We start from the raw sequence: 25,734 nt of genomic DNA on the forward strand, positions 1-25,734 counted from the left end.
TGTGCAGGCGCTGCGTAGGCGCCACGGCGCGCCCCCGTTCACCCCCACGTCGGCCCCCGGTCACCCGCCGGGGGCCGACGCGTGGGAACCCGTCCGCATACTGTGGCGTCATCCCGATCAGGACCAGGCGACGCACCGCAGAGGACACCGAGAGCCATGCCGCAGCAGCAGAACGCCGCCCAGCGCGAACCCGAGCGGGCCGAGACCATCCTGCGGGTGTTCGACACCGCCTTCGGCGGGCTGCTGGCGGAGGACCCGGCGGCGTTCCGGGTGAAGTTCCGCAAGATGGCCGCCTCCGCCTTCGCCTTCTACCGGGGCACCGCCGGGCTGTACTACGCGGACCTGACGACGGCTCCGTTCGAGGCCTACGGCACGCCGTTCCTGGACGCCCGGACCAGCCGGGTCTGGATCCACGGCGACCTGCACGCGGAGAACTTCGGCACGTACCTCAACTCCGAGGGCCGGCTGGTCTTCAACGTCAACGACTTCGACGAGGCCTACGTCGGCGCCTTCACCTGGGACGTGCAGCGGCTCGCCGCCAGCCTGGCGCTGCTCGGCTACGCCAAGGCGCTCTCCGACCGGACCATCTCCGAGCTGGTGCGCGCCTTCGCCGACGCCTACCGGGCGCGGATCGGCGCGCTGGCCGCCGGCGACCAGGCCGAGGCGTACACCCTGGACACGGCCGAGGGCCCGCTGCTGGAGACGCTGCGCCGGGCCCGGCTGCAGACCCGGGTGGCGCTGCTGGAGCAGGACACCGTGATCGACGGCTACGAGCGCCGGTTCCGCTCCGGCGGCGGCACCATCCCGCTGGACGAGGAGACCAAGGGCGAGGTGCTGGCCGCCTTCGAGCAGTACCTGGCCACCCTGCCGCCGGCCACCCGGACCAGGCCGGAGGCGCTGCGGGTGAAGGACGTGGTGGGGCGCCGGGGCATCGGCATCGGCAGCGCCGGGCTGCCCTCGTACAACGTGCTGCTGGAGGGCCACACCGACGCCCTCGAGAACGACGTGATCATCTACCTGAAGCAGGGTCAGACCCCGGCCGTCTCGCGCCACGTGACGGACCCGGCGATCCGGGAGTTCTTCACCCACGAGGGCCACCGCACCGTCATCTCGCAGCGGGCGCTCCAGGCGCACAGCGACCCGTGGCTGGGCTGGACCACCTTCCGGGGCCAGGGGATGCTGGTCGCCGAGGTCTCCCCGTACTCCTCGGACCTGGACTGGAGCGACCTCACCGAGGCGGCCGACCTGCTCGACGTGGTGACCCACCTGGGCCGGGCCACCGCCGGGATGCACGCGGCGGCCGACGTCTCCTCCAGCGGCCACGGGCTGGTGCCGTTCTCCACCGAGCACGCCATCGACGCCGCGATCGGCGGCCGGGGCGAGGCCTTCGCCGACATGCTGGTGGAGTTCGCCCACGCCTACGGGGACCGGGCCCGGCTGGACCACCAGATCTTCGTCGACCTGTTCCGCAACGGCCGGATCCCCGGCCTGGGCTGAGCCGCGGCCCCCTCGCGGATCAACTCCCGGACGGGAGAAGGACGGTGAGCACCGCGCCGCCCTCCCCCGGGGCCACCACGAGGGTGCCGCCGTGGCCGGTGGCGATCTCACGGGCGATCGGCAGCCCGAGGCCCGAGCCACCCACCGCCCGGGTGCGGGCGTCGTCGAGCCGGGTGAAGCGCTCGAAGACCCGCTCCCGGTCCGCCTCCGGGATGCCGGGTCCGTCGTCCCGCACCTCCAGCCGGACCGCGCCGTCCTCGACCGCCAGCCGGACGGCGACGGCGCGGTCCGCGTGGCGGCAGGCGTTGTCCAGCAGGTTGCGCATCAGCCGCTCCAACTGCACGGCGCTGCCGACCACTTCGGCCCGCCCGTCGGTCTCCGAGCTGATCCGCAGGCGGGCGGCGCGGGGCAGGTGCCGGTACTCCTCGACCAGGTCCAGCACGAGCCCGGTCAGGTCCACCGGCCCGCCCGCCGACCGACCCGCCGGCGCGCCGGGGCCGCTGTCCAGGCGGTTGAGCAGCAGCAGGTCGTCGGTGAGCCGCTGCAGCCGCTCGATGTCGCCGACCGCCTCCCGCACCACCTGCGGCCAGTGCACCCCGGCCGGGTGGGCGAGCGAACCCTCCAGCGAGGCGCGGAGGTTGGCGATCGGGCTGCGCAGCTCGTGCGAGGCGTCGCCGACGAACCGGCGCTGCAGCTCCGCCGAGTGCTCCAGCCGGTCCAGGATCTCGTTGGTGGTGACCGCCAGCTTGGTCAGCTCGTCCCCGCTGCGCGGCACCGGCACCCGCCGGTCCAGCGAACGGACGCTCAGCTCGGCCAGCCCGCGCCGGATCGCCTCCACCGGGCGCAGCGCCCGGCCCGCGGTCAGCCAGGCCGTGGTGCCCACCACCAGGGCGATGGTGGGCATCCCGACCTCCGCCATCCAGTAGATCCTGAAGGTCTCGTACCCGACGCCCGTGAACTGGAGGTCCAGGTTCCACAGCACCGGCGAGACGACGGCCATCGGCACCATGGCGGCGGCCGCGGCGAGCATCGCCGAGCGGGCCCGCATCGGCGCGTCCCGGCCGAGCGGCGCCAGGGCGAAGCGCGTCACCAGGGCGACCACCACGCCGAACTGCGGAGCGGCGGCCCGCGGTCCCCACTCGGCCACCGCCTCGACCACGAACGGGTAGAGCGAGTCGTAGGCGGTCAGCCAGCGGAGGTCACCCCAGAGCAGCAGGGCGGCCGCGGCCCCGGACAGCAGCGCGGCCTGCGGGCCGCGCGCCGGGGCCGCCCAGCGGGCGGCGACCCAGGCCACCCCCGCGACCAGGACGCCCATCAGCAGCGGCCCGGGCAGGCCGACCGGCCCGAGCAGCGGGTCGAAGTGGTTCACGGCGCGCAGTTCCGCCATGCCCTCCGGCGGCCGCAGGTCGCCCTTGAGGGCCGTCGGGGCCACCGCCAGCAGCACGAACCCGGCCGCCGCCGCCCCGGTGGCCAGTGCGGCGACCACCTCCCGGTGCCCCCGGGCCCAGGCCGCCGCGCTAGGCCGCACGGCCGACCAGCCGGTAGCCGACTCCGCGCACGGTGGTGATGGTCTCCCGGCCGAACGGTGCGTCGATCTTCCTGCGCAGCGAACTCACGTACACCTCCACGATGTTGAGGTCCCCCTCGTAGTTGGCGTCCCAGACCTGGTCGACCACCTCGATCTTCGGGACCACCTCGTCCACCCGCTGCGCCAGGCACTCCAGCACCGCGAACTCCTTGGCCGTCAGCTCGATCCGCTCCTCGCCCCGGCCGCAGGTCCGCGCCGCCGGGTCGAGCCAGAGGTCGTCGACCCGCAGCACCGTCCGGCCCTTGGCCGCGCCGCCCCTGCGCAGCAGCGCGCGCAGTCTGGCCTCCAGCACCACGTAGGAGAAGGGCTTGGCCAGGTAGTCGTCGGCGCCGGTGTCCAGCGCCTCGGCCTCGTCGTACTCGCCGTTCTTGGCGGTGAGCATCAGGATCGGGGTCTCCACGCCGGCCCGGCGCAGCCGGTCGCAGACCCGGTAGCCGTTCAGGCCGGGCAGCATCACGTCGAGCACGATCGCCGCGTACGGGCGCTCGGACGCGGCCCAGAGGCCGTCCCGCCCGTCGTGCTCCACGTCCACGGCGTACCCGGCGGCGGTCAGCCCCCGGCGCAGGGCCTCGGCCAGCCGTACCTCGTCCTCGATCACCAGCAAGCGCATCCGCTCAGTATCCACACCATCGGCAGGGCTCCCTGAAGCGATCTTCAGGGTCCTTCAGCGAGGCTTCAGCGGCGCGGTGTGAGCCTCGGGGCCTCCCGACCGCACCCGAACCACCGGAGAGCGCCCCGATGACGACGGCCACCGCCCCCGCCCCCACCACCGCGCCGCTGAGGCCGGCCCCGCCGCGCCGGCGGCGGAACGCCGGCCCGTGGGCGGTCGGGGCCGGGGTCTTCGCGGTGTACGCGGCGGTGGCGCTGCGGCTGCACGCCCGCTTCGAGACCACCGGGTACGACCTGGGCATCTTCGGCCAGGCGGTGCGCCACTACGCGGCCGGGCAGTGGCCGGCCTCGGAGCTGCGCAGCGAGGGCGCACCGGGCCTGACGGCCTTTCCGCTGCTCGGCGACCACTTCCACCCGGTGCTGGCGCTGCTCGGCCCGCTGTACGCGCTGGTGCCGCGGGTGGAGCTGCTGCTGGTGGTGCAGGCCGCGCTGGTGGCGCTCTCCGCCGGTGTGGTGACCGGCTGCGCGGCCCGCAGGGGTCTCCGGGGCGCCCCGGCCCTCGGGGTGGCCTACGCCGGCGCCTGGGGCCTGCAGTCGCTGATCGGCTTCGACTTCCACGAAGTCGCCTTCGCCGTGCCGCTGTTGGCGCTCTCGCTGGCCGCCTGGCTGGACGGGCGGTGGACCGCCTGCGCCTGGTGGGGGGCGGCGCTGCTGCTGGTGAAGGAGGACATGGGGCTCACCGTGGCGGCGATCGGCGTGCTGCTGATCCGCCGTCACCTGCGGGCCGGGCTGCTGCTCTGCGTGGGCGGGCCGCTGGCCATGGCGCTGGTGCTGCTGGTGGTACTGCCGGCCTTCAGCCCGAGCGGCGGGTACGGCTACCTGGACTCCGCCTCCGGCACCTTCGGGCTGTTCCAGGGGCTGGACACCAAGGCGAACACCGTGCTGATGCTGCTGCTGCCGACCGGCCTGCTCGCCGTGCGCAGCCCGCTGCTGCTGGTCGCCCTGCCCACCCTGGCCTGGCGGTTCGCCTCGGGGAACACGGTCTACTGGGGCACCTCGCACCACTACTCGGCGGTGCTGATGCCGGTGGTCTTCCTGGCCCTGGTGGACACCCTGTCCCGGCTCCGGGCGCACCGGCGGACCGCCACCGTGCTGCCCGCCGCGCTGCTCGCGGTCGCGGCCCTGGTGACCGTCACCACGGCCCCGTTCGGACCGCTGCTGCTGGCCAGGGCGGGCACGCCCTCGTTCTGGACCGCCTCGCCGCGGGCGGCGGCCGGCGGCGCGGCGCTGGCCCTGGTGCCGGACGGCGCGGTGGTCGCCGCCTCCAACAGCATGGCCCCGCACCTGACCGACCGGGCCACCGTCTACCTGCTCACCCCGGGAGCCTTCGCGGCGGGCCGGCCGGTACCGGAGTGGCTGGTCGCCGACGACGCCTCGGTCTGGCCGGGCCCGACGGCGGCCGCGCTGGGCGCGGCCGCCGGGTACGAGCGGCTCTACTCCGCCGAGGGCTTCAGCGTCTGGAAGCGGGTGCCCTGACGGCCCGTCAGGCCGCGGCCTCGGCGTCCAGCTCGGCCAGGAAGTCCAGTGCCACGGCCCAGGTCCGCTCGGCGGCCTCGGCGTCGTAGTCGGGCAGCTCGGCGTCGGTGTAGAGGTGGCCCGCGCCCCGGTAGCGGTGGATCTCGACGTCGGCCCCGGCCTTGGTCATGTTGAGGTACCAGGCGTTCAGCCAGTCCTCGGGCTCGAAGGCGTCGGGCTCGGCGACGTGCAGCTGCACCGGGAGGGAGGTGGCGGCGTCCTCGCGGATGTCGGAGGTGCCGTGCAGCAGGAGCAGGCCGAGGGCCTTCTCGTCGGCCAGCGCGAGGTTCTGCGCGAGCGCGGCACCGAGCGAGTACCCGGCGTAGACCAGACGCGCGTCCGGGACGAGCAGCGGGGCGACGGCCGTCACGGCGCGGCGCAGCAGCTCCTCGCTGCCCAGCTCCTCCTTGTACGCCATGGCCTCCTCGACGTCCTCGAAGGTGCGGCCCTCGAAGAAGTCGGGGGTGTGCACCTCGTGCCCGGCGGCCCGGAGCCGCTCGGCGGCCCGGTGCACGGCCGGCCGCAGGCCGTAGACGGAGTGGAACAGGACGATCTGGGCCACGACGGGGTCCTCACCTCGGATGTTCGGGACTAACGCTCCATCATCGCCCACGCCACCGACGGACCGTGCCGTCCCACGCTCCGGTGAAGGACCGACGAACAGTCAGCGCGACCCCTGGACAAGTACTTACCGCTCAGTAGCCTTGTCGGACGTGACTGAGCCCACAGATGCCCTGTCCTCCGCCCGGCCGCGTCGCCGCCGGGTCCTCCAGGCTGCCGCGCTGACCGCCGGCGCCGCCGCCCTCCCGCTGGCCGCGGCCACCACGGCCACCGCCGCCTCCGCGCCGCAGTTCCTGCACGGCGTCGCCTCCGGCGACCCGCTGCCGGACGGCGTGCTGCTCTGGACCCGCGTCACCCCGATCCCCGAGGCCCTGCCCGGCTCGCTCAAGGGGCCCGACACCCAGGTGAGTTGGCAGCTCGCGGAGGACCAGGGCTTCACCGCCGTGGCAGCCTCCGGCACCGTCACCACCACCGCCGCCACCGACCACACGATCAAGGTGGACGTGCGCGGCCTGCGCCCGGCGACCCGCTACTGGTTCCGCTTCACCGCCGAGGGCGTCACCTCCCCGGTCGGCCGCACCGCCACCACCCCGGCCACCGACGCCGCCACCGCGCACCTGCGCTTCGGTGTCGCCAGCTGCGCCAACTGGGAGGCCGGCTACTTCTCCGCCTACCGCCACCTGGCGGCCCGCGGCGACCTGGACGCCTTCCTCTTCCTCGGCGACTACATCTACGAGTACGGCACCGGCCAGTTCGCCGCCCGGGGCAGCGTGGTGCGCCCGCACGCGCCCGCCCACGAGATCCTGAACCTCTCCGACTACCGCACCCGGCACGGCCGTTACAAGACCGACCCGGACCTCCAGGCGCTGCACGCCACCGTCCCCACCATCGCCATCTGGGACGACCACGAGGTGGCCAACGACGCCTGGGCCGGCGGTGCCGAGAACCACACCCCGGGCACCGAGGGCAGCTGGGCCGACCGGGTCGCGGCGGCCAAGCAGGCCTACTTCGAGTGGATGCCCGTCCGCCCCTCGATCGCCGGAACCACCTACCGCCGGCTGCGCTACGGCAAGCTGGCCGACCTCTCGCTGCTGGACCTGCGCTCCTTCCGCTCCGAGCAGGCCAAGGCGGCCACCTCCGGGGTGGACAGCCCGGACCGCACCATCACCGGCCGGGCCCAGCTGGACTGGCTGAAGGCGGGCCTCTCCGCCTCGGACACCACCTGGCGGCTGGTCGGCAACTCGGTGATGATCTCGCCGGTCGCCTTCCTCTCGCTGCCCGGCTACCTGCTGCGCCCGCTGGCCCAGCTGCTCGGCCTGCCCGCCGAGGGCCTGGCCGTCAACCCGGACCAGTGGGACGGCTACACCCACGACCGGCGCGAGCTGCTCGGCCACCTGAAGGACCGGGGCATCCGCAACACGGTCTTCCTGACCGGCGACATCCACTCGGCCTGGGCCTCCGACGTGCCGCACGAGGCGGCCACCTACCCGTTCTCGGGCAGCGCGGCCACCGAGTTCACCGTCACCTCGGTCACCTCGGACAACATCGACGACTTCCTGAAGGTCGCCCCGCAGACCGTCTCGCTGGTCGCCGCCGCCGCGATCCAGGCGGCCAACCCGCACGTCAAGTGGGTGGACCTCGACTCGCACGGCTACGGCGTCCTGGACGTCACCCCGGAGGCGGTCCAGATGGACTACTACGTGCTCTCCGACCGCACGAGGAAGGACGCCACCAGCCGCTGGGCCCGCGGCTACCGGACCCGCTCCGGCACCCAGCAGGTCGAGCGGGCCAAGTCCCCGCGCTGACCGCGCACCCGAGGGGCGGCGGCTGACCCGTCGTCAGCCGCCGCCCGTCAGCGATCTTGCGCCGGGCCGGGCGGCGGAGTGGAATGGGCCGGGTGGAACAGACACCTCCCGCCCTCACGCCCGCCCAGGTGGACGCCTACCTGTCCCGGATCGGCGCCACCCGCCCGGACCGGCCGGACCACGCGGCACTGGCCGCGCTGCACCGCGCCCACCTGCTCGCGGTCCCGTTCGAGAACCTCTCCATCCACCTCGGCGAGCCCGTGGTGCTGGAGCCCGCCGCCCTGCTGGCCAAGGTGGTGGACCGGCGGCGCGGCGGCTTCTGCTACGAACTCAACGGCCTGTTCGCCGAGTTGCTCCGTGCCCTGGGCTTCCGGGTGACCTTGCTTGCGGCCCGGGTGTACGCCGCGCCGGACCGGCTCGGCATCCCGTTCGACCACCTCGCGCTGCGGGTGGACCTGGACGAGCCCTGGCTGGCCGACGTCGGCTTCGGCAGCTTCGCCCGCGAGCCGTTGCGGCTGGACCTGACCGACCCTCAGCAGGACCCCTCGGGGAGCTTCACCGTCCGCCCGGACGGCGAGGACCTGGTGGTCTCCCAGGACGGCGAGGCGCAGTACCGGCTGGAGCTCCGACCCCGCGAGCTGGCCGACTTCGTCCCCACCTGCTGGTGGCACACCACCTCGCCGGGCTCGCACTTCACCCGCTCGACGGTCTGCTCCCGCCAGCTCGCGGACGGCCGGCTGAGCCTCAGCGGCACCCGGCTGATCCGCACCACGGCGGACGGCACCCGCACCGTCGAGGAGCTGACCGAGGCGGAGACCCTGGCCGCCTACGACGAACGCTTCGGCTTCACCCTCCCCCACCTGCCGAAGGTCCTCCACCCGGCGCCCTGACCTGACCGACGGTCAGCGCCGCAGCGCGAAGCCGCCGCCGAGCTTGTAGAACTCCGGTCCGGCATCCGGCCCGGGCGCCTCGCAGCGGAACGCCTTCGGCGGCGCCGTCGGATCGTCGTAGGGCGGGAGGGCCCAGGCCACCCTCGGGTGGCCGTCGGCGTCCGTGCGGAAGGCGAAGGAGGTCTCCGGGTGCCAGTCCGGGCGGGCCGGCTGCGCGGGCTGCCCGGGCGGGAAGGTGAAGACGGTCTTCTCCACCCGCCCGGTGAGCACCGGGAACGCGGCGTCGGCCGGGCCCGCCAGGGTCAGGCAGTCGACCGCGGCGGTGAACTCGACGGACCCCTCGAAGCCGCCGTCCGCGTTCAGGAACGTGTGCTTCATGACCACCCGGCCCTCGGCCCGCACCGGCTCGCCGCCGCCGGGCCGCCGTACCGCGCGGGCGTCGATCGCCAGGTCCACCCAGTCCGGCTGGGTGGCCACCGGCCCGTGCACGTCCAGCCGGGCACGGCCCAGCAGCCGCAGCGGACCGGCGGCGTGCGCCCCGGCCACCGGCTCGAAGGCCGAGGCCCACCCGGCGCCGTGCGGTACGGCCGTCGCCACCGGCGCGGCCGTCGCCACCGGCGCGGCCGTCGCCACCGGCGCGGCCGTCGCCACCGGCGCGACGGTGGCCAGCAGGCAGGCGGCCAGGGCGATCACCGGAAGTACCTTGCGCATGACGGTCCCTCATCTCCTCGCGGCGGCGCACCCCCTGTGCGCCACCACGACGATCCCGCGCAGACCCGCTCCCCCGCGTCGCCCCCGGGGACGGCCCACGCCTCCCCCGCGCGGGGGAAGGACGCTACTCCTGCGGCTCGGCACCGAGCGCGTACAGGCCCGGGAGGTTGACCACGATGGCCTCCTGGGTGCTGCGGGCGATCACCACCACGGCCTCCTCCTCCGGATCCGGGTTCTCCTCGCGGTGCGGGACGAACGGGGGCACGAAGATGTAGTCGCCCGGGCCGGTCTTCAGCCGGATCTCCTCGGGGGTTCCGGAGGAGTCGTCGACGAAGACGAACTCGGGGTGGCCGCTGACCACGTGGATCGCGGTCTCCGAGTCGCCGTGGTGGTGGTCGGAGGAGGAGGTGGACGGGGCGACGTGGGTCTGCCCCATCCAGAGCTTCTCCGAGCCGACCGTCCTGCCGCTGACCGCCGCGAACCGCCGCATGCCGCCGGTCTGCGCGGTGTCGCCGTCCAGCTCCCCGGCCTTCACGTGGTGCAGCCGGGCCCGCAGCCCGCCGGCCGGGACCGGCTCGCCCTCGTGCAGGTGCGGGTGGAAGCCGGTGCCGGCCACGGTCGTCGGCCCGGCGGCCCGGCTCTGACGGTCCGGCAGGTGGGCGGTGGACATGGCAGCTCCTCGGGACGGGGCGGTGGACAAGGGCACGCGGGCACGCGGCAGGCAGCGGCGACGGGCCCGGGGCGCGCGGTGTGCGGCGCCCGGCGGAGAAGCCCGGCCGGGTTCGGACGCTAGGCCCGCCGGCGAAAGGATGTCAAGAGGTGTCCTTTCCGGCCCGCCGCCACGCCCCGCACCTGACAAGGGACTTGAGCATCCACCCGGCCGGGGGATACTCGCCCCATGCATATCTCCGCCAAGGCGGACTACGCCGCGCGCGCTCTGGTCGAGCTCGCCTGCGACACGTCCCGCCCGCTCACCTGCGAGGCCATAGCCGACGCCCAGGGCATCCCGTTCCGCTTCCTCAAGTCCGTGGTGGGCGAGCTGCGCCGGGCCGGTCTGGTGCGCAGCCAGCGCGGCTGCGAGGGCGGCTACTGGCTGGCCCGGGCCGCCGACCGGATCAGTCTGCTCGACGTGGTGCGCGCGGTGGACGGCGAGGTGATCACCCTGCGCGGGGAGCCGTTGGCGGGCCTGGACTACCCGGGCCCGGCCCACGGGCTGCCCGCCGTCTGGCGCAGCGTGGAGGACCGCGCCGTGGAGATCCTGACCGGCACCACGGTGGCCCACCTGGTCGACCGGGCCCGGCAGGTGACGCCGGTATGACGCCGCCCCCGCCCCCGGGCTCGGTGGAGGTCGCCGAGTTCACCGATCCGATGTGCCCGTGGTCCTGGGGCGCCGAGCCCCGGCTGCGGGAGCTGCGGCGCGAGTGGGGCGGGGCGGTGGAGCACCGGCGGGTGTTCGCGATCCTCTTCGACGAGGACGAGGAGCCGGCGCCCGATCCGGCGGCCGAGGCGGCCTGGTTCAGCCGCTACGTGGCCGAGGTCGCCGGGCACACCGGAGCCCCGCACGCCGCCGAACTGCGGTGGGTGGCGGCGAGCAGCTGGCCGTCCGCGCTGGCGGCGGCCGCGGCGGAGGCCCAGGGGCCGGCGGTGGCCGAGGAGGTGCTGCGGCGGCTGCGGGAGAGCGCCTTCCTCCGGGGCGAACCGGCCGACACCGAGCGGCGGGTGGCCGCCGCACTGGCCGGGGCACCGGGGCTGGACCTGGCCCGGCTGCTGGCCGAGGCCGCCGGGCCGCGGGTACGGGCCCGGGTGGCCCGGGACCGCGCCGAGGCGCGGCGGCCCGCCCCCGAGGTGATCGGGCTGCGCGGCACGGGCCCGCACCCGGGCGGGGCCAAGGAGACCGAGGACGGCCACCGCTACGCGCTGCCCACGCTGGTGTTCAGCGGCCCCGCCGGGCGCCGGGTGGTGCCGGGCTGGCGCCCGGCCGAGGAGTACCGCACGGCCCTGGCCGAGGTCGCCGCGCGACACTGAGACGTCACGTTCCCGTGGTCCGGCGCAGCGCTCCGCCGTCCGGCGGCGGCGGGGCCCCGGCCGTCCGTGCCCGACTCAACGTCCCTCTGTGAACGGCGTGTTGAGGGGGCGTTGCAGCAGCCTGGGAGTAATCAGACACCTTTTGGTGTCCATTGACAGCGCGTCGCGCGGCTGGCCAGGATGAGGCCATGAACCCGATGCAGCCGCGGCTTCCCCAGCCGCCCGCCGGGCCCTGTTGTTGACCGGGCCCCGCCCGTAGCGCCCTCGCGCTCCGCCCCGTCACACTCCCGTCGCACCCCCTTCGGTACGCCCCCTTCACCCCCTTCACCGCGTCCACCGCGCCCCGCCGCGCCGTGTCCCGACGCGCGCCTCCCCCGTGCCCACCACGAAAGGTGACGATCCGTCATGACCAGCTCCTCCGCCCCCCGCCCGCTGCTCGGCAGACGCTCCCTGCTCGGCCTGGGCCTCGGCCTCGGCGCCTCGCTGGCCCTCGCCGCCTGCGGCGACGCCGGGCAGGCCGGGGCCGGCAGTGGCGGTGGCGCGGCGGGCGGCACCCTCAAGTGGGGCTGGGCACTGCCGACTTCGTGGGACCCGGTGTTCTCCTCGGCCGGCTGGGACGTGCACGGGCTGTCGCTGGTGTACGCGGGTCTGACCAAGCTGGACGAGAAGGGCGACGCCGTACCCGCGCTCGCCGCCTCCTGGTCGTACAGCCCGGACGGCGGCTCGGTGACCTTCAAGCTCCGCCCCGGCCTGACCTTCTCGGACGGCGCCCCGCTGGACGCCACCGCCGTGAAGAAGAGCCTGGACCGCGGCCGGACCGCCCCGAAGTCGCTGGTGGCCCCGCAGTTGGCGAGCGTCAAGGAGATCACCGCCCCCGATCCGCAGACCGTGGTGCTCCAACTCGCGAAGCCCGACTACCAGATCCCCAACCTGCTGGCCGGCAAGACCGGCATGGTGGTCAACCCGGCCGCCTTCGAGGCGGACGCCGCCGCGCTGGCCACCAAGCCGGCCGGCTCCGGCCCGTTCTCCCTGGTCTCGTACACCCAGAACGCCAAGGCGGTGCTCAGGCGCAACCCGTCCTACTGGGACGCCGCCGCGATCCGGCTGGAGAACTTCGAGCTGCACCCGCTGCCCGACGCGACCACCGTGGTCGCCGGGCTGCAGTCCGGGCAGTTCGACGTGGCGCAGATCCCGGGCAGCCAGGTGGCCGCCGCCAAGGCGGCCGGACTGGAGGTGCAGGAGATCCCGTCGCTGGTGGTCGCGGTGCTGGACGTCAACGTCGAGAAGGCACCGTTCGACAACCCCAAGGTGGTCGAGGCGCTCAAGTACGCGATCGACCGCGAGGCCCTGGTGAAGACCCAGCTGTTCGGCCACGGCGAGGTCAACTACCAGCCCTTCCCGAAGGGTTACGTCGGCCACGACCCCGCGCTCGCGGACGCGTTCAGGTACGACCCGGCCAAGGCGCGCACCCTGCTGGCCGAGGCCGGCTTCCCGAACGGGGTCGACCTGGCGCTGACCACCACCGTCGCGCAGGGCCTGCCCGAGCAGTTGCAGGCCCAGCTCAAGGAGGTCGGCATCCGGGCCTCGATCGACGTGATCCCGGCCGCCCAGGCCACCCAGATCATGTACATCCAGCACTCCAAGGCACTGGCCAGCGACCAGTTCGCGGGCCGCGACTCGGCCGCCCAGGCCTTCCAGGTGCTGTTCGGCGAGCAGGGGTTGATGAACCCGGGGCGGCGCACCCCGCCGGAGCTGACGGCGGCGGTCGAGCTGGTCTCGCGCACCCCGCTGGACTCCCCCGAGTACCCGAAGGTGCTGCAGGCCGCCACCGCGCTGGCCGTGCGGACCATGCCCAACACCTTCCTCTACAGCGTCCCGCGCCTGCTGGCCCGGCGGAAGTCGGTCTCGCCGATCCCGTCCTTCACCGTGGTCCAACGTTTCGAGGGGGTGACCGCGTCATGAGCACCACCGTCCTTCCGCGGAAGGCGGGTTGGGCACCGCCCCTGCTCCGCCGGGCGGCCCGGGCACCGCGTCCGCTCGGGCGGGTGCTGGCGGGCACCGCCACCGTCTTCCTGATCTCCTCGCTGCTCACCTTCGGCCTCGGCGCGGTCTCCGACGCCAACCCGGCCGCCGCCGTGCTCGGCGAGACCGCCACCCCGGCCGACATCGCCCGGCTGGACCACGCCTTCGGCCTGGACCGTCCGCTGCCGGTGCAGTACGGCAGTTGGCTGCTGCACGCGCTCGGCGGGGACCTCGGGGTCTCCTGGTTCACCACCGTGCCGGTGGCCGACTCGATCGCCACCGCGCTGCCGGTGGACCTCTCGATCGCCGGGCTGGCCCTGCTGCTGGCCGTGCTGCTGGGCGGCGCGGCCGGGATCGCGGCGGCGCTGGACCACGGCGGCCGGGTGGACCGGGCGGTCACCGCCGTCTGCACCCTGCTGGGCACCCTGCCCGCCTTCGTGGTCGCCATCGGTCTGATCACCCTGGTCGCCGTCCAGCTGCGGCTGCTCCCCTCGGGCGGCTACGTGCCGTTCGGTCAGGACTCGGGCGAGTGGCTGCGGTTCGCCGTCCTGCCCGCGCTGGCGCTCAGCCTGGACGCGGCCGCCGGGATCGCCCGGCAGCTGCGCACCTCGCTGGTGGCCGAGCTGCGCCGCAACTACGCCACCGGCGCGGTGATGCGCGGCCTGTCCGGCCGCCGGGTGCTGCTCGGACACGCGCTGCGCAACGCGGCCGGGCCCGCCGTCACCGTGCTGGGCATGAGCGTGCCGGTGCTGATCGGCGGCGCCGTGGTGACCGAGCGGATCTTCAACCTGCCCGGGATCGCCCAACTCTCGCTCCGGGCGGCCGAACAGCACGACGTGCCGGTGATCCAGGGCACCCTGCTGGTCACCGTCGCGGTGGTGCTGGTCGCCAACCTCACGGTGGACGCCCTGCTGTACGTGCTCAACCCGGCGGCCCGCCGCCCCGCCGGCGGGGGTGCCCGGTGAGCGCGCTGCGGGTGCCTGTCGCCCGCGCGGCACTGGCGGTACTGGCCGCCGTCCTGCTGCTGGCGCTGTTCGGCGGGACACTCGCCCCGCACGACCCGCTGGCCCAGGACACCGCCGCCGCCCTGCGCGGCCCCGGGGCCGGCCACCTGCTGGGCACCGACTACCTCGGCCGGGACGTGCTCAGCCGGCTGCTGGCCGGCACCGGCCTCTCGGTGCTGGCCGCCGTCGAGGCGGTCGCGGTGGCCGCCCTGCTCGGGGTGGTGCCCGGGCTGCTCTCGGTCCGCTTCGGCACCGCCGGGACGTGGCTGGCGCTGCGGGCGGTGGACTCGCTGATGACCCTGCCGTTCACGCTGTTCGCGATCGCCGCCGTCGGCCTGCTCGGCAACGGCCTGCACCAGGCGATGGTCGCGCTCGGCGTGCTGCTCTCCCCGCTGTTCTTCCGGGTGGTGCGCGCCGCCGCGCTCGGCCTGGACCGCGCCCAGTACGTGGCCGCAGCCGAACTGATGGGCGCCTCCCGGGCCTGGATCCTGCGGGTGCACACCTGGCGCAAGGTACTGCCGACAGTGGCCGTGACCACCGCGCACGCGCTGGCCACCAGCCTGCTGGCGGTCTCCTCGCTGACCTTCCTCGGCATCGGCGTCCAGCCGCCCGCCCCGACCTGGGGCGGCATGCTGGCCGGTGACCTCGGCTACCTGGCCCAGCAGCCCTGGGCCCCGGCCGTGCCGGCCACCCTGATCGTGCTCACCATCGGGGCGCTCAACCTGCTCGCCGACGTGCTGGCCGACACCGACCACACCGGGCCGAAGCCCTCCCGTCGGCGGCCGACTCCTGTGGTGCGGGCGGCGGTTGACGCTCCGCCGACGGGCGAGGCGCTGCGCGTCGAGGGCCTGCACGTGACGGTGGGGCACGGCCGCACCGAGGCCGTCCGGGACGTCTCCTTCACCGTCCGCCCCGGCGAGGCCGTCGGCCTGGTCGGCGAGTCCGGCAGCGGGAAGACCCTGACCTGCCGCTCGGTGCTCGGCCTGCTCGCCCCCGGGGTGGAGGTCGCGGCCGGACGGATCGCCCTCGGGCCCTCCCCCGACGGCGGCTCGCCGGCGGTCGAACTGACCGGCCTGAGCGACCGTCAGTGGCAGCGGCTGCGCGGCGACCGCCTGGGCGCGGTCTTCCAGGACCCGGGCTCCTACCTCAACCCCGCGCTCACCGTGGGCCGCCAGCTCGGCGAGCCGCTGCGCACCCGGCTCGGCCTCAGCCGGGCGGAGGCCCGCCGCCGGGCGGTGGAGCTGTTCGAGGCGGTCGGCCTGCGCGATCCCCAGACCGTCCACGACAGCTACCCGCACGAGCTCTCCGGCGGCATGCTGCAGCGCGTCCTGATCGCCGTCGCGGTCGCCGAGGACCCGGGCCTGCTGGTGGCCGACGAGGCGACCACCGCGCTGGACACGGTGGTCCAGGCCGAGGTGCTGGACCTGCTCGACCGGCTGCGCCGGGAGCGCGGGCTGGCCCTGCTGCTGGTCAGCCACGACCTGGCGGTGGTGGCCGAGGTCTGCGACCGGATCCTGGTGTTCTACGCCGGGGAGATCGTCGAGGAGGGCCCCACCGCCGAGGTGGTCGCCGCACCCGCCCACCCGTACACCGAGGCGCTGCTGCGGGTCGCCTCGCTCGGCCGCCGCGACCGGCGCGAACTGGCCGTCATCCCGGGCCGCCCGCCCGAGCCCGGCGCCGGCGGCCCCGGCTGCCGCTTCGCCGCCCGCTGCGCGTACGCCACTGCGGCCTGCACCGCGGCGGACGTCGCCCTCGCCCCGGCCGGCGCCGACCGGCGGGTGCGCTGCGTCCGGGCCGCCGACCTCGCCCTCGGCGGGACGTCAACCACCCAGCAGGAAAACGGACTTCGGACGGAGGCCACCGTATGAGCACCGCCACCCGGACCGCTCCGGCCCTGCGGATCAGCGGCCTCTCGGTCGGCTACGGCCGCACCCCGGTGCTCGCCGGGGTGGACCTGGAGGCGCACACGGGCGAGGTGCTCGGGCTGATCGGCGAGACCGGCTCCGGCAAGACCACGCTCGCCAAGGCGGTGGTCGGCCTGGCCCCGGTCACCGCCGGGCGGATCACCGTGGACGGGCGCGAGCTCGGCGCACTGCGCGGCCGCGAACTGCGGGCGGTCCGCCGGTCCGGCGCGGTGCAGTACCTGTTCCAGGACCCGCTGCGCTCGCTGGACCCGGACCTGACGGTGGCCCGGCTGGTCGGCGAACCGCTCGCGGTGGCCGGCGTGCCGCGGACCGAACGGGACGGCCGGGTCCGCGAGGCGCTCGAACTGGTCGGCCTGGACGCCGCGTTGGCCGACCGCACGCCGGGCCGGCTGTCCGGCGGACAGCGGCAGCGGGTCTCGGTGGCCCGGGCGATCGTCGGCCGGCCGCGGCTGCTGCTCGCGGACGAGCCGGTCAGCGCCCTGGACGCCTCCAACCGCAACCACGTGCTGCGCCTGCTGGACCGGCTCCGCCGCGAGCTGGACCTGGCCGTGGTGGTGATCTCGCACGACCTGGACTCGCTCTCCGGGATCGCCGACCGGATCGCCGTGCTCTACCGCGGGCGGATCGTCGAACAGGGCCCCGCCCAGGCGGTGTTGGAGCGGCCCGCGCACCCGTACGGCGCCCTGCTGGGCGCCGCCTCGCCGAGCCTGGACCCGTCGCGCCGGGCCGCCCTGGCCCTGCTGCGCGGGCCCGGACCGGGGATCACCGGCCCGGCGGCCTGCACCTTCGCCCACCGCTGCCCGTTCGCCGACCGGGCCTGCGCCGAGCTCCCCGCACCGCAGCCGGTGGCCGAGGACCACTCCGTCGCCTGCCACCACTCCCCCGACTGGCGCACCCGGCTTCCCCGTTGACCCCTCCCGCTCCCGGAGCCCACCCCATGCCCGCACTCCGTCCGCCCGAACTCGACCGGCTGCCCGAGCTCACCACCGCCCTGGCGGCCCGGGCCGCCGAGCACGACCAGGACGCCTCCTTCCCGTACGAGGGGATCCAACTCGCGCACGAGGCAGGCCTGTTGACCGCCACCGTGGCCACCCGCCACGGCGGACCCGGCGGCGCCCTGGCCGACACCGTCCGCATCCTGCACGCGCTGGGGGCCGGTGATCCGGCGGTGGCCCTGGTCACCGCGATGACCCTGTTCACCCACGCCGCCGAGGCCCGCGAACCGCACTGGCCCACCGGGCCGTTGGCCGAACTGCTGGCCGAGTCCGCCGTCCGCCCGACCCTGGTCAACCACGTCCGGGTGGAGCCCGAACTCGGCACCCCGGTCCGCGGCGGTCTGCCGGCCACGGTGGCCCGGCGGGTGGGCGACGCCTGGGAGTTGACCGGCCGCAAGATCTACTCGACCGGCGCCCCCGCACTGCGCTGGCTGCTGGTCTGGGCGCGCACCGAGGAGGCCGAGCCCCGGGTCGGCTCCTTCCTGGTCCGGGCCGACCGCCCCGGGATCACCGTCGAGCCGACCTGGGACCACCTCGGGCTGCGGGCCAGCCGCAGCGACGACCTGCTGTTCGACGCGGTGCGCGTCCCGCTCGACCACACCGCCCGGCTGACCGTCCCCGACCCGGCGGGCGGCCGGGACGCCCTCGGCGGCGCCTGGAACTCGCTCGGCCTGGCCGCCCTCTACCTGGGCGTGGCCCGGGCCGCGCAGTCCTGGCTCACCGGCTTCCTGCACGAGCGCACCCCGACCGCCCTCGGCGCCCCGCTCGCCACCCTCCCCCGGTTCCAGAGCGAACTCGGCGGCATCGAGGTCGAACTCACCGGAGCGGAACGGCTGGTGACCGCCCTGGCCGAGTCGGTGGACCTGGGCGACCCGCGGGCCGCCGAGGAGGGCCCCGGCGCCAAACTGCTCGCCACCCGGGCCGCCGTCGACTCCGTACAGCGCGCCGTCGCCCTCACCGGCAACCCCGGCCTGACCCGCCGTCACCCGCTCCAGCGCCACCTGCGCGACGTGCTCTGCAGCCGGGTGCACACCCCGCAGGACGACACCGTCCTGCTCGCCCGGGGCCGGGCCGCCCTGCTCCGCCCCTTCCCCGCCTCCCTCTGACGCCCCCTCCGACCACCCCACCGCCCCGCCGCCCCGAAAGGCAGTCCGCCATGTCCGTCGAGTTCATCGGCATGATCTCCACCCACGACGTCTCGGAGACCCGCCCGGCCCACGGCCCGGTGGTCGACCCGGACTACACCCGCCGGTTCGCCCGGGCCCACGAGGAGGCCGGCTTCGACCGGATCCTGGTCGCCCACTCCTCCGCCAGCCCCGATCCCAACCAGGTCGCCGCGTACGCCGCCGCGAACACCGAGCGGCTCGGCCTGCTGATCGCCCACCGCCCCGGCTTCATCGCCCCGACGGTGGCCGCCCGCACCTTCGCCACCCTGGACCAGTTCTCCGGCGGCCGGGTGGCCGTGCACATCATCACCGGCGGCCACGACGCCGAGCAGCGCCGCGACGGCGACTACCTCTCCAAGGACGAGCGCTACGCCCGCACGGACGACTACCTGACCGTGCTCACCCGGGCCTGGACCGAGGAGGAGCCCTTCGACCACGAGGGTCCGTACTACCGCTTCGCCGACTTCAAGTCCGAGGTCCGGCCGGCCAGGGAGCAGGGCATCCCGCTGTTCTTCGGCGGCTCGTCCGAGGCCGCCTACCGGGTCGGCGGCAAGCACGCGGACACCTTCGCGCTCTGGGGCGAGCCGCTGGCCGAGACCGCCCAGCAGATCGCCTCGGTCCGCGAAGCCGCCGCGGCTGCCGGCCGCACCGACGTCCCGGGCATCAGCGTCTCCTTCCGGCCGATCCTGGGCCGCACCGAGGAGGAGGCCTGGGAGCGGGCGGAGAGGATCCTGGCCACCGTCAAGGAGCGCGCCGACGTCTTCGGCGGCCGCCGCCAGGTGCTCCCGGTCGGCCCCGGCGCCACCCCGCAGAACGTCGGCTCGCAGCGCCTGCTGGCCGCCGCCGCCAAGGGCGACCGGCACGACCGGGCGCTGTGGACCGCACCCGCCGCGGCCACCGGCGCGGCCGGGAACTCGACCGCGCTGGTCGGCACCCCGGAGACCGTCGCCCAGGCCCTGCTCGACTACGTGGACATCGGCGCCACCACCCTGCTGATCCGCGGCTACGACCCGCTGGACGACGCGGTCGACTACGGCCGCGAGCTGCTGCCGCTGGTTCGTCAGGAGGTCGCCCGCCGGGACGCCCTGAAGGCCCGTGAGGCGGCGGCGCAGGGCGAGGCCGAGGCCCGCGCGGAGCACGCGGTGGCCGCCCGATGAGCACCGCGACCACGACTGCCGCCACCACCGCGACCGCGACCGCCGCCACCGGCCCCACCGAGGCCGTGGTCTGGGAGCCGGCCGCCGGGGCGGCGCTCCGGGGCGCCGTGCTGCTGCTCCCCGGCCGGGGCGAACACCCCGGCGTGTACGGCCGGTTCGGCCGACGGCTGGCCTTCGACGGCTACCGGGTCGCCGCGCTGCCGCAAGCCCCCGGGCAGCTGGCCGAGCGGGTCACCGAGGCCCGCTCCCAACTCCCGGACGGTGCACCGGTCGTGCTGGCCGGCTCGGACACCGGGGCCCTGCACGCCCTGGCCTCCGCCGAGGCCGCCGCACCCGACGGCCTGCTGCTCGTCGGCCTTCCGTCCACGGAACTCATCCCCCAGGATGACGAGTTGACCGCCCGAACGGCCTGCCCTGCCCACCGCGGCCTGCTCGACACCGACCCCGACTACCGCCCCGGCGCACTCGCCGAACCCGTCCCGGCCGCCCTGGCCCAGGCCGCCGGCCGGGCCGCCCCCGCCCTTCCCGTCCTACTGCTGCACGGCGCGGCCGACCCGGTCTCGCCGCCCGCCACCGCGCACCGCCACGCGGCGCGCCTCGGCGCCGAGTTGGTGCTGGTCACCGACGGCCGCCACGACGCGCTGAACGACGCCCCGCACCGCAGCGTCGCGGCCGCCGTGGTGCAGTGGCTGGAGCGCCTGCGCGGCGGCCCGCACCTCCCCGCCCAGCTGACCACCGTGACGCCCGCGCGCACCGAAGGAGCCCCGGCATGACCACCACCGACGAACGCCCGGCCACCGCGACCCCGGCCGACCTGCTGCGCTCCACCCTCCGCCAGTACGCCTCCGGGGTCACCGTGATCACCGCCACCGGCCCCGCCGGACCGGCCGGCTTCACCGCCACCTCCTTCACCTCGGTCAGCCTGGACCCGGCCCTGGTCTCCTTCTACGTCTCCGCCACCGCCTCCTCGGCACCGGCCGTCCGGGCCGCCGAGGCCTTCACCGTGCACGTCCTGCGCCACGGGCAGCGGGAGTTGGCGACCCGCTTCGCCCGCAGCGGCATCGACCGCTTCGCCGGGACGGGCTGGCACACCGGCCCGCACGGCACCCCGCTGCTCCCGGGAGCCGCCGCCCGGCTGACCGCCCGGACGGTGCAGATCACCCCGGTCGGCGACCACCTGCTGGTGGTCGGCGAGGTGGTGACGGCCGACACCGACGGCGGCGCGCCGCTGGTCCACCACGACGGCGGCTACGGCGGGTTCGCCGCCGACCCGAGGGGCTGACCCCGGTGGCGCCGACCTCCGGGCCCCCGAGCCCCGGGACGCTGACCGCGCACTGGTTCCTGCCGACCACCGGCGACAGCCGCCAGGTGGTCGGCGGCGGCCACGGCTCCACCCCCGGCACGGCGGGGACGGACCGGCCGCCGAGCATCGCCTACCTCGGCCAGATCGCCCGCACCGCCGAGCAGTTGGGCTTCACGGGGGCGCTCACCCCGACCGGGGCCTGGTGCGAGGACGCCTGGCTCACCACGGCGATGCTGACCCAGGTGACCGAGCGGCTGAAGTACCTGGTGGCCTTCCGCCCGGGCCAGCTCAGCCCGACCCTGGCCGCCCAGATGGCCACCAGCTACCAGAACCAGTCCGGCGGCAGGCTGCTGCTCAACGTGGTCACCGGCGGCGAGTCAGCCGAGCAGCGCGCCTACGGGGACTTCCTCGACAAGGCGGGCCGCTACGCCCGCACGGGTGAGTTCCTGGACATCACCGGCCGGCTCTGGCGGGGCGAGCGGGTGGACCACCACGGTGCCCATCTCCGCGTCGAGGGAGCGGAGCTGACCCGCCTGCCGGAGCCGGTGCCGGAGGTGTACTTCGGCGGCTCCTCGCCGGAGGCGGTCCAGGTGGCCGCCCGGCACGCGGACGTCTACCTCACCTGGGGCGAGCCGCCCGCGATGGTGGCCGAGAAGATCGCCCTGGTCCGGGAGGCGGCCGCCCGGCACGGGCGCAGCCCGCGCTTCGGCATCCGGCTGCACGTGATCAGCCGGGACGACTCCGAGGCCGCCTGGGCCGAGACCCGGCGGCTGCTGGCCGGGATGGACCCGGCCCGGATCGCCGCCACCCAGGAGGCGCTGGCCCGCAGCGAATCCGAGGGCCAGCGGCGGATGCGGCTGCTGCACGGCGGCTCGGCCGAGCGGCTGGAGGTCTCGCCCGGCCTCTGGGCCGGGATCGGCCTGGTGCGCGGCGGGGCGGGCACCGCCCTGGTGGGCAGCCACGCCGAGGTGGCCGACCTGATCGAGGAGTACCACCGGCTGGGCGTCGACGAGTTCGTGCTCTCCGGCGCCCCGCACCTGGAGGAGGCCTACTGGGTCGGTGAGAACGTGCTCCCGCTGCTGGCCGCCCGCCGCCTGTGGAAGCCCTCGTGAGGGCGCGCCGTCAGGACACCACGTCCTTGCGGGCGAAGCCGCGGAAGGCCAGCGCCACGAGGACCACCGCGTAGGAGAGCGAGAGCGAGACGCCCTGGAGCATGCCGCCCCACTCCAGCTTCGGCTGGAGCGCGTCGGCCCAGGCGTACTGCCAGTGCGCGGGCAGCCAGGCGCGCAGGCCGCCGAGGGCGGTGACGGCGTCCAGCACGCCGGTGATGATGGAGAGGAAGACCGCCCCGCCGACCGCGCCGAGCGGGGCGTCCGTCACCGTGGAGAGCCAGAACGCCAGCGCGGCGACGACCAGTTCGGCCAGGAAGACGTAGGCGATGGCGATCACCAGCCGCGGCAGCGCCTCGCCCGCCGGGACCACCGCGCCGGTCGGCAGCCGCAGGTCGCCCCAGCCGTAGGCGGCGGTGCCCACCAGCAGGGCGACCAGGGGCAGCAGCAGCACCGCACCGGCCGAGAAGGCCAGCGCCACCGTCAGCTTCCGTGCCAGCAGCCGCATCCGGGGCACGGGAGCGGCCAGCAGGTAGCGCAGCGAGGACCAGCCCGCCTCGGAGGCCACCGTGTCGCCGCAGAAGACCGCGACCGGGATCACCAGCAGGAAACCGGTGCCCATGAAGAGCAGCGTCACCGAGAAGTTGAGGCCGGAGGCGGTGGCCAGCTCGATGAAGCTGGTCCGCCCCTCCCGGCCGGGCTCGTTGCCGCCCAGCCGGAAGGCGGCCAGCACGATGAAGGGCAGCGCCGCCAGCACGCCGCCGATCACCAGGGTGCGGCGGCGCCGGAGTTGGCGCACCGCCTCCACCCGCAGCGGCAGCGTGCGGCCGGGCCGGTAGCCCGCCGCCTGCTCGCGGCCCGGCCCGCCGTCGCCGCCACCGTCGCCGCCCGGGCGCTCCTGCTCCAACGCGGTCGTCATGCCGCTCCTCCTCCGATCAGCGCCAGGAAGGCGTCCTCCAGCCTCCGGTGCGGCCCCACGCCCTCCACGGGAACGCCCAACCGCACCAGTTCCACCACCAGTTCACCCACCGTCAGCCCGTCCAACCGGACCAGCACGCCCTGCTCGACCTCCTCCGCCGAGGCCACTCCCGGCAGTTCGGCCACCTTGGCGGCGGCGGAGGGCATCGGGGTGGAGACCAGCAGCAGCTCGCCGGCGCCGACGATCTCCGCCACCGGCCCGGCGGTGACCAGCTTGCCGCGGTCCATCACCACCAGGTGGGTGCAGCTCTGCTCCACCTCGGAGAGCAGGTGGCTGGAGACGATCACCGTCCGCCCGCCGGCCGCGTACCGGATCATCACCTCGCGCATCTCGCGGATCTGCGGCGGGTCGAGACCGTTGGTGGGCTCGTCCAGGATCAGCAGCTCCGGCAGGCCGAGCATGGCCTGGGCGATGGCCAGGCGCTGGCGCATGCCCTGGGAGTAGGTGCGCACCGCGCGGTCCAGCGCCTCGCCCAGGTCGGCGATGGCCAGCGCCTCCTCCAGGTGGGCGTCCTGCTCGGGGCGGCCGGTGGCCTGCCAGTACAGCCGCAGGTTGGCCCGCCCGGTGAGGTGCGGCAGGAAGCCCGCGCCCTCGACGAAGGCACCGACCCGGGAGAGCACCGGGGCGCCCGGCCGGACGGCGTGGCCGAACAGCCGGATCCCGCCCGCGTCGGGGCGGATCAGGCCCATCAGCATCCGCAGCGTGGTGGTCTTGCCCGCACCGTTCGGCCCGAGCAGGCCGAGCACCTGGCCGCGCTCCACCCGGAAGCCGAGGTCGCGCACCGCGTAGCGGTCGGCGGCGCCGTGGTAGCGCTTGCTCAGGCCTTCGATCACCAGCGGCACCCCGGCCAGCGCGGGGTCGTACGCGGGCCCGCCGGAGCGGCGCAGCCGCCGGTACGGCACCAGCAGCAGCACCGCCGCGAGCACCGCGAGCAGCGGCAGCACCCAGACCCGGTTCGGCAGCGGGGCGGCCTCGGTGCGCAGTCCGGCCACGGTCGGCAGGGTGAGCGGCCCGGCGGCCGAGATCCGGTAGGTGGCCGGCTCGACCGGGGTGGCGTAGCCGAGGTCGCTGCTGGCCAGCACCAGGCGCAGCCGGTGGCCGGCAGCGAACTCGTGCTCCACCGCCGGGAGTTGGACCGTCACGGTGCGGCCCTGCGCGGCGTCGGTGACCCGCAGCGGTGCGGCCAGCTGCTGCGGCAGCACCTGGCCGCCGTCCGGGCCGACGTCGTAGAGCTTGGCGAACAGCACCGCGTCCGGCCGGTCGGCCTGCACCCGCACCGGGACGGTGGGCGCGCCGGTCAGCCGCAGCGCGGAGTCCAGCGGCGCGGAGTCGAAGGAGGCGTACTGGCCGGGGAAGTCGATCGCCAGGCTGAGGCCGCCGGTGCCGCCGGCCGCCGCCGACAGGCTGCCCAGGGCGCCGCCGATGCCGGGCAGTGCGGAGATGTTCGGCGGGGCCCCGCCGGGCGGGTTGGCCACGGCCTGCTCACGGCCCGTCAGCTCCACCGTGCGGGTGGCGGTGCCGCCGAGGCCCGGGTAGGCGTCGGCGCTCGCGCCGCGCAGCACCGCCTCGAAGCCGGTGGAGTCCAGCCCGCCGGTCCTGGTCACCCGGAACGCCGGGCCGGTGTCGACGGCCTCGTCCTTCTTCAGGTACCGGTCGAACCAGGAGGTGACCCGCTGCTCGACCCGCTCGCTGCCCTCGGTGCCGCCGTCGTGCCCGCCGGCGAACCAGTCCACCGCGACGGGCGCGCCGTTGGCGGCCACCGCCTTGGCGATCTCGTCCCCCTGGTCGAGCGGGAAGAGCGAGTCCTGCTGGCCCTGGACCACCAGGGTGGGCACCTTCAGTCTGTCGGCCACGCTGGACGGACTGGAGCGGTCGAGCAGCTTCACGGCCTCGGGGTCGGTCCGCCCGCTGGTGGCCACCCGGTCGTACATCGCGCAGAGCTCGTCGGAGAACTTCCCGCAGCCGACCGGGCCGTCCTGCCGCGGCTCGCCCTGACCCGGCATCAGTCCGCCGGCCGAGCCGGTGGTGAAGAAGATCCCGGCCCACAGCTTCTTGAAGACGCCGTCACCCTGACCTGCGGCCTGGGGGAACAGCGCCTCATTGAGGTTCCACCAGGTCACCTGGCTGGCCACGGCGTCGATCCGCCGGTCGTACGCGGCACCGAGCAGCGCGGCCCCGCCGCCGTAGGAGGCGCCGCTGATGCCCACCCGGGGGTCGCCGGGGGCGTCGAGCTGGACCTCGGGGCGCTGGGCCAGCCAGTCCACCAGCCGTCCGACGTCGGCGATCTCGCGGTCCGGCGCGTCCAGGCCGATCCGCCCGGTGGACTCGCCGAAGCCCCGGGCCGACCAGGTGAGCACGGCGTAGCCCTGCCGGGCGAGGCGCTCGGCCTGCTCGCGGACGCCGTCCTTGGAGCCGCCGAAACCGTGCGCCAGCAGCACCGCGGGGCGCCGCCCGCCGCCGCCCGCGGTGAAGAAGGAGGTGTCGACGGAGACCCGCTCCGCACTGCCCGGCGCCTCCGGCATGTCCAGCCGCTGCGCCTCCTGACGGACCGCCACCTCGTCGCCGCCGACGGCGGCCACCGCCGCACCGCCGCCCGCGAGCACCACGAGCGCCGCCCCGGCGGCCCACCACTTCCGTTGCCCGAGGCGACGCCACGCCCCACCGAGTCCCATGGTCATCGACCCTAGCCGCCCGGCAGGTAGGAAGCTTGTAAGCGCCCACCCGCCCCCGGACTCCGTTCAGTCCGGGAATGGATCGGCCGGACTAACCGTTGTAGATCCTGACAGCAGTTAGAACGGACCGATGGGAGGGTG

At 75.3% G+C, this 25,734-nt stretch carries 22 protein-coding genes; 15 read left to right on the forward strand and 7 right to left on the reverse strand.

The genetic code is table 11. The features are described from left to right. Positions 1 to 156 precede the first annotated feature (156 nt). Complete coding sequence (locus tag ACWCYY_RS25910) at positions 157 to 1,497, forward strand: DUF2252 domain-containing protein (protein ID WP_449797388.1); 1,341 nt, start codon at positions 157 to 159, stop codon at positions 1,495 to 1,497. Positions 1,498 to 1,516: 19 nt separating this feature from the next. On the opposite strand, the gene ACWCYY_RS25915 is transcribed toward ACWCYY_RS25910, so the two are convergent. Continuing rightward, complete coding sequence (locus ACWCYY_RS25915) at positions 1,517 to 3,025, reverse strand: sensor histidine kinase (protein ID WP_345286419.1); 1,509 nt, start codon at positions 3,023 to 3,025, stop codon at positions 1,517 to 1,519. After that, positions 3,015 to 3,695 (reverse strand): response regulator, encoded by a 681-nt coding sequence (locus tag ACWCYY_RS25920; protein WP_380148914.1) that lies wholly within the window; start codon positions 3,693 to 3,695, stop codon positions 3,015 to 3,017. The genes ACWCYY_RS25915 and ACWCYY_RS25920 overlap by 11 nt, the downstream gene beginning before the upstream one ends. Before the next feature lie 128 nt (positions 3,696 to 3,823). Between ACWCYY_RS25920 and ACWCYY_RS25925 the strand changes: the two genes are divergently transcribed. Further along, positions 3,824 to 5,230, forward strand: a complete 1,407-nt coding sequence (locus ACWCYY_RS25925) for a DUF2079 domain-containing protein (RefSeq protein WP_449797389.1) — start codon at positions 3,824 to 3,826, stop codon at positions 5,228 to 5,230. Positions 5,231 to 5,237: 7 nt separating this feature from the next. On the opposite strand, the gene ACWCYY_RS25930 is transcribed toward ACWCYY_RS25925, so the two are convergent. After that, positions 5,238 to 5,831, reverse strand: coding sequence for a dienelactone hydrolase family protein (locus ACWCYY_RS25930; RefSeq protein ID WP_380148917.1), 594 nt, complete (start codon positions 5,829 to 5,831; stop codon positions 5,238 to 5,240). A gap of 19 nt (positions 5,832 to 5,850) precedes the next feature. Here ACWCYY_RS25930 and ACWCYY_RS25935 point away from each other — a divergent pair, with 19 nt between their 5' ends. Both ACWCYY_RS25935 and ACWCYY_RS25940 read left to right on the forward strand, forming a co-directional pair. After that, entirely contained in the window at positions 5,851 to 7,635 is a 1,785-nt protein-coding gene (locus ACWCYY_RS25935) for an alkaline phosphatase D family protein (protein ID WP_449797390.1), read from the forward strand. Positions 7,636 to 7,718: 83 nt separating this feature from the next. Beyond that, positions 7,719 to 8,525 (forward strand): arylamine N-acetyltransferase family protein, encoded by an 807-nt coding sequence (locus ACWCYY_RS25940; protein ID WP_449797391.1) that lies wholly within the window; start codon positions 7,719 to 7,721, stop codon positions 8,523 to 8,525. A gap of 12 nt (positions 8,526 to 8,537) precedes the next feature. Here the strand turns inward: ACWCYY_RS25940 and ACWCYY_RS25945 are convergent, their stop codons facing one another. Together ACWCYY_RS25945 and ACWCYY_RS25950 are read right to left on the reverse strand one after the other, a co-directional pair. Then, entirely contained in the window at positions 8,538 to 9,236 is a 699-nt protein-coding gene (locus ACWCYY_RS25945; RefSeq protein ID WP_449797392.1) for a hypothetical protein, read from the reverse strand. 124 nt (positions 9,237 to 9,360) lie between these two features. After that, positions 9,361 to 9,906, reverse strand: coding sequence for a cupin domain-containing protein (locus ACWCYY_RS25950; RefSeq protein ID WP_345289145.1), 546 nt, complete (start codon positions 9,904 to 9,906; stop codon positions 9,361 to 9,363). A 228-nt stretch (positions 9,907 to 10,134) separates the two neighbouring features. On the opposite strand from ACWCYY_RS25950, the gene ACWCYY_RS25955 reads away from it, so the two are divergent. From ACWCYY_RS25955 to ACWCYY_RS26005, 11 genes are all read left to right on the forward strand, one after another. Further along, positions 10,135 to 10,554 carry an RrF2 family transcriptional regulator gene (locus tag ACWCYY_RS25955; RefSeq protein WP_345289144.1) on the forward strand — a complete coding sequence of 140 codons (420 nt, stop codon included), beginning with the start codon at positions 10,135 to 10,137 and terminating at the stop codon, positions 10,552 to 10,554. Further along, on the forward strand, positions 10,551 to 11,261 hold the full coding sequence (locus ACWCYY_RS25960; RefSeq protein ID WP_449797393.1) for a DsbA family protein: 711 nt from the start codon (positions 10,551 to 10,553) through the stop codon (positions 11,259 to 11,261). The genes ACWCYY_RS25955 and ACWCYY_RS25960 overlap by 4 nt, the downstream gene beginning before the upstream one ends. A 405-nt stretch (positions 11,262 to 11,666) precedes the next feature. Then, positions 11,667 to 13,223, forward strand: coding sequence for an ABC transporter substrate-binding protein (locus ACWCYY_RS25965; protein ID WP_380148924.1), 1,557 nt, complete (start codon positions 11,667 to 11,669; stop codon positions 13,221 to 13,223). Beyond that, positions 13,220 to 14,248 carry an ABC transporter permease gene (locus tag ACWCYY_RS25970; protein ID WP_449797394.1) on the forward strand — a complete coding sequence of 343 codons (1,029 nt, stop codon included), beginning with the start codon at positions 13,220 to 13,222 and terminating at the stop codon, positions 14,246 to 14,248. Before ACWCYY_RS25965 ends, ACWCYY_RS25970 begins: the two co-directional genes overlap by 4 nt. Before the next feature lie 11 nt (positions 14,249 to 14,259). Beyond that, entirely contained in the window at positions 14,260 to 16,155 is a 1,896-nt protein-coding gene (locus ACWCYY_RS25975; RefSeq protein WP_449797395.1) for a dipeptide/oligopeptide/nickel ABC transporter permease/ATP-binding protein, read from the forward strand. Next, a complete protein-coding gene (locus ACWCYY_RS25980) occupies positions 16,152 to 17,123 on the forward strand; it encodes an ABC transporter ATP-binding protein (protein ID WP_449797396.1) in 972 nt (323 codons plus the stop codon). The genes ACWCYY_RS25975 and ACWCYY_RS25980 overlap by 4 nt, the downstream gene beginning before the upstream one ends. Positions 17,124 to 17,149: 26 nt before the next feature. Continuing rightward, positions 17,150 to 18,313 (forward strand): acyl-CoA dehydrogenase family protein, encoded by a 1,164-nt coding sequence (locus ACWCYY_RS25985; protein WP_449797397.1) that lies wholly within the window; start codon positions 17,150 to 17,152, stop codon positions 18,311 to 18,313. A 50-nt stretch (positions 18,314 to 18,363) separates the two neighbouring features. Further along, the gene (locus ACWCYY_RS25990) at positions 18,364 to 19,530 is read left to right on the forward strand and encodes an LLM class flavin-dependent oxidoreductase (protein WP_449797398.1); all 1,167 of its coding nucleotides are present in this window, start codon (positions 18,364 to 18,366) and stop codon (positions 19,528 to 19,530) included. Continuing rightward, positions 19,527 to 20,303: an alpha/beta hydrolase gene (locus ACWCYY_RS25995; RefSeq protein ID WP_449797399.1), complete on the forward strand. Its 777-nt coding sequence runs from the start codon at positions 19,527 to 19,529 to the stop codon at positions 20,301 to 20,303. The genes ACWCYY_RS25990 and ACWCYY_RS25995 overlap by 4 nt, the downstream gene beginning before the upstream one ends. After that, a complete protein-coding gene (locus tag ACWCYY_RS26000) occupies positions 20,300 to 20,812 on the forward strand; it encodes a flavin reductase family protein (RefSeq protein ID WP_449797400.1) in 513 nt (170 codons plus the stop codon). The genes ACWCYY_RS25995 and ACWCYY_RS26000 overlap by 4 nt, the downstream gene beginning before the upstream one ends. Before the next feature lie 5 nt (positions 20,813 to 20,817). Beyond that, entirely contained in the window at positions 20,818 to 21,945 is a 1,128-nt protein-coding gene (locus ACWCYY_RS26005) for an LLM class flavin-dependent oxidoreductase (protein ID WP_449797401.1), read from the forward strand. Positions 21,946 to 21,955: 10 nt separating this feature from the next. Here ACWCYY_RS26005 and ACWCYY_RS26010 read toward each other — a convergent pair whose 3' ends face one another. Together ACWCYY_RS26010 and ACWCYY_RS26015 are read right to left on the reverse strand one after the other, a co-directional pair. Continuing rightward, positions 21,956 to 22,861: an ABC transporter permease gene (locus tag ACWCYY_RS26010; protein WP_449797402.1), complete on the reverse strand. Its 906-nt coding sequence runs from the start codon at positions 22,859 to 22,861 to the stop codon at positions 21,956 to 21,958. Continuing rightward, positions 22,858 to 25,593 (reverse strand): alpha/beta fold hydrolase, encoded by a 2,736-nt coding sequence (locus ACWCYY_RS26015; protein ID WP_449797403.1) that lies wholly within the window; start codon positions 25,591 to 25,593, stop codon positions 22,858 to 22,860. The genes ACWCYY_RS26010 and ACWCYY_RS26015 overlap by 4 nt, the downstream gene beginning before the upstream one ends. Between the last annotated feature and the right edge of the window lie 141 nt (positions 25,594 to 25,734).

The organism is Kitasatospora sp. NPDC001664, assembly GCF_053596675.1.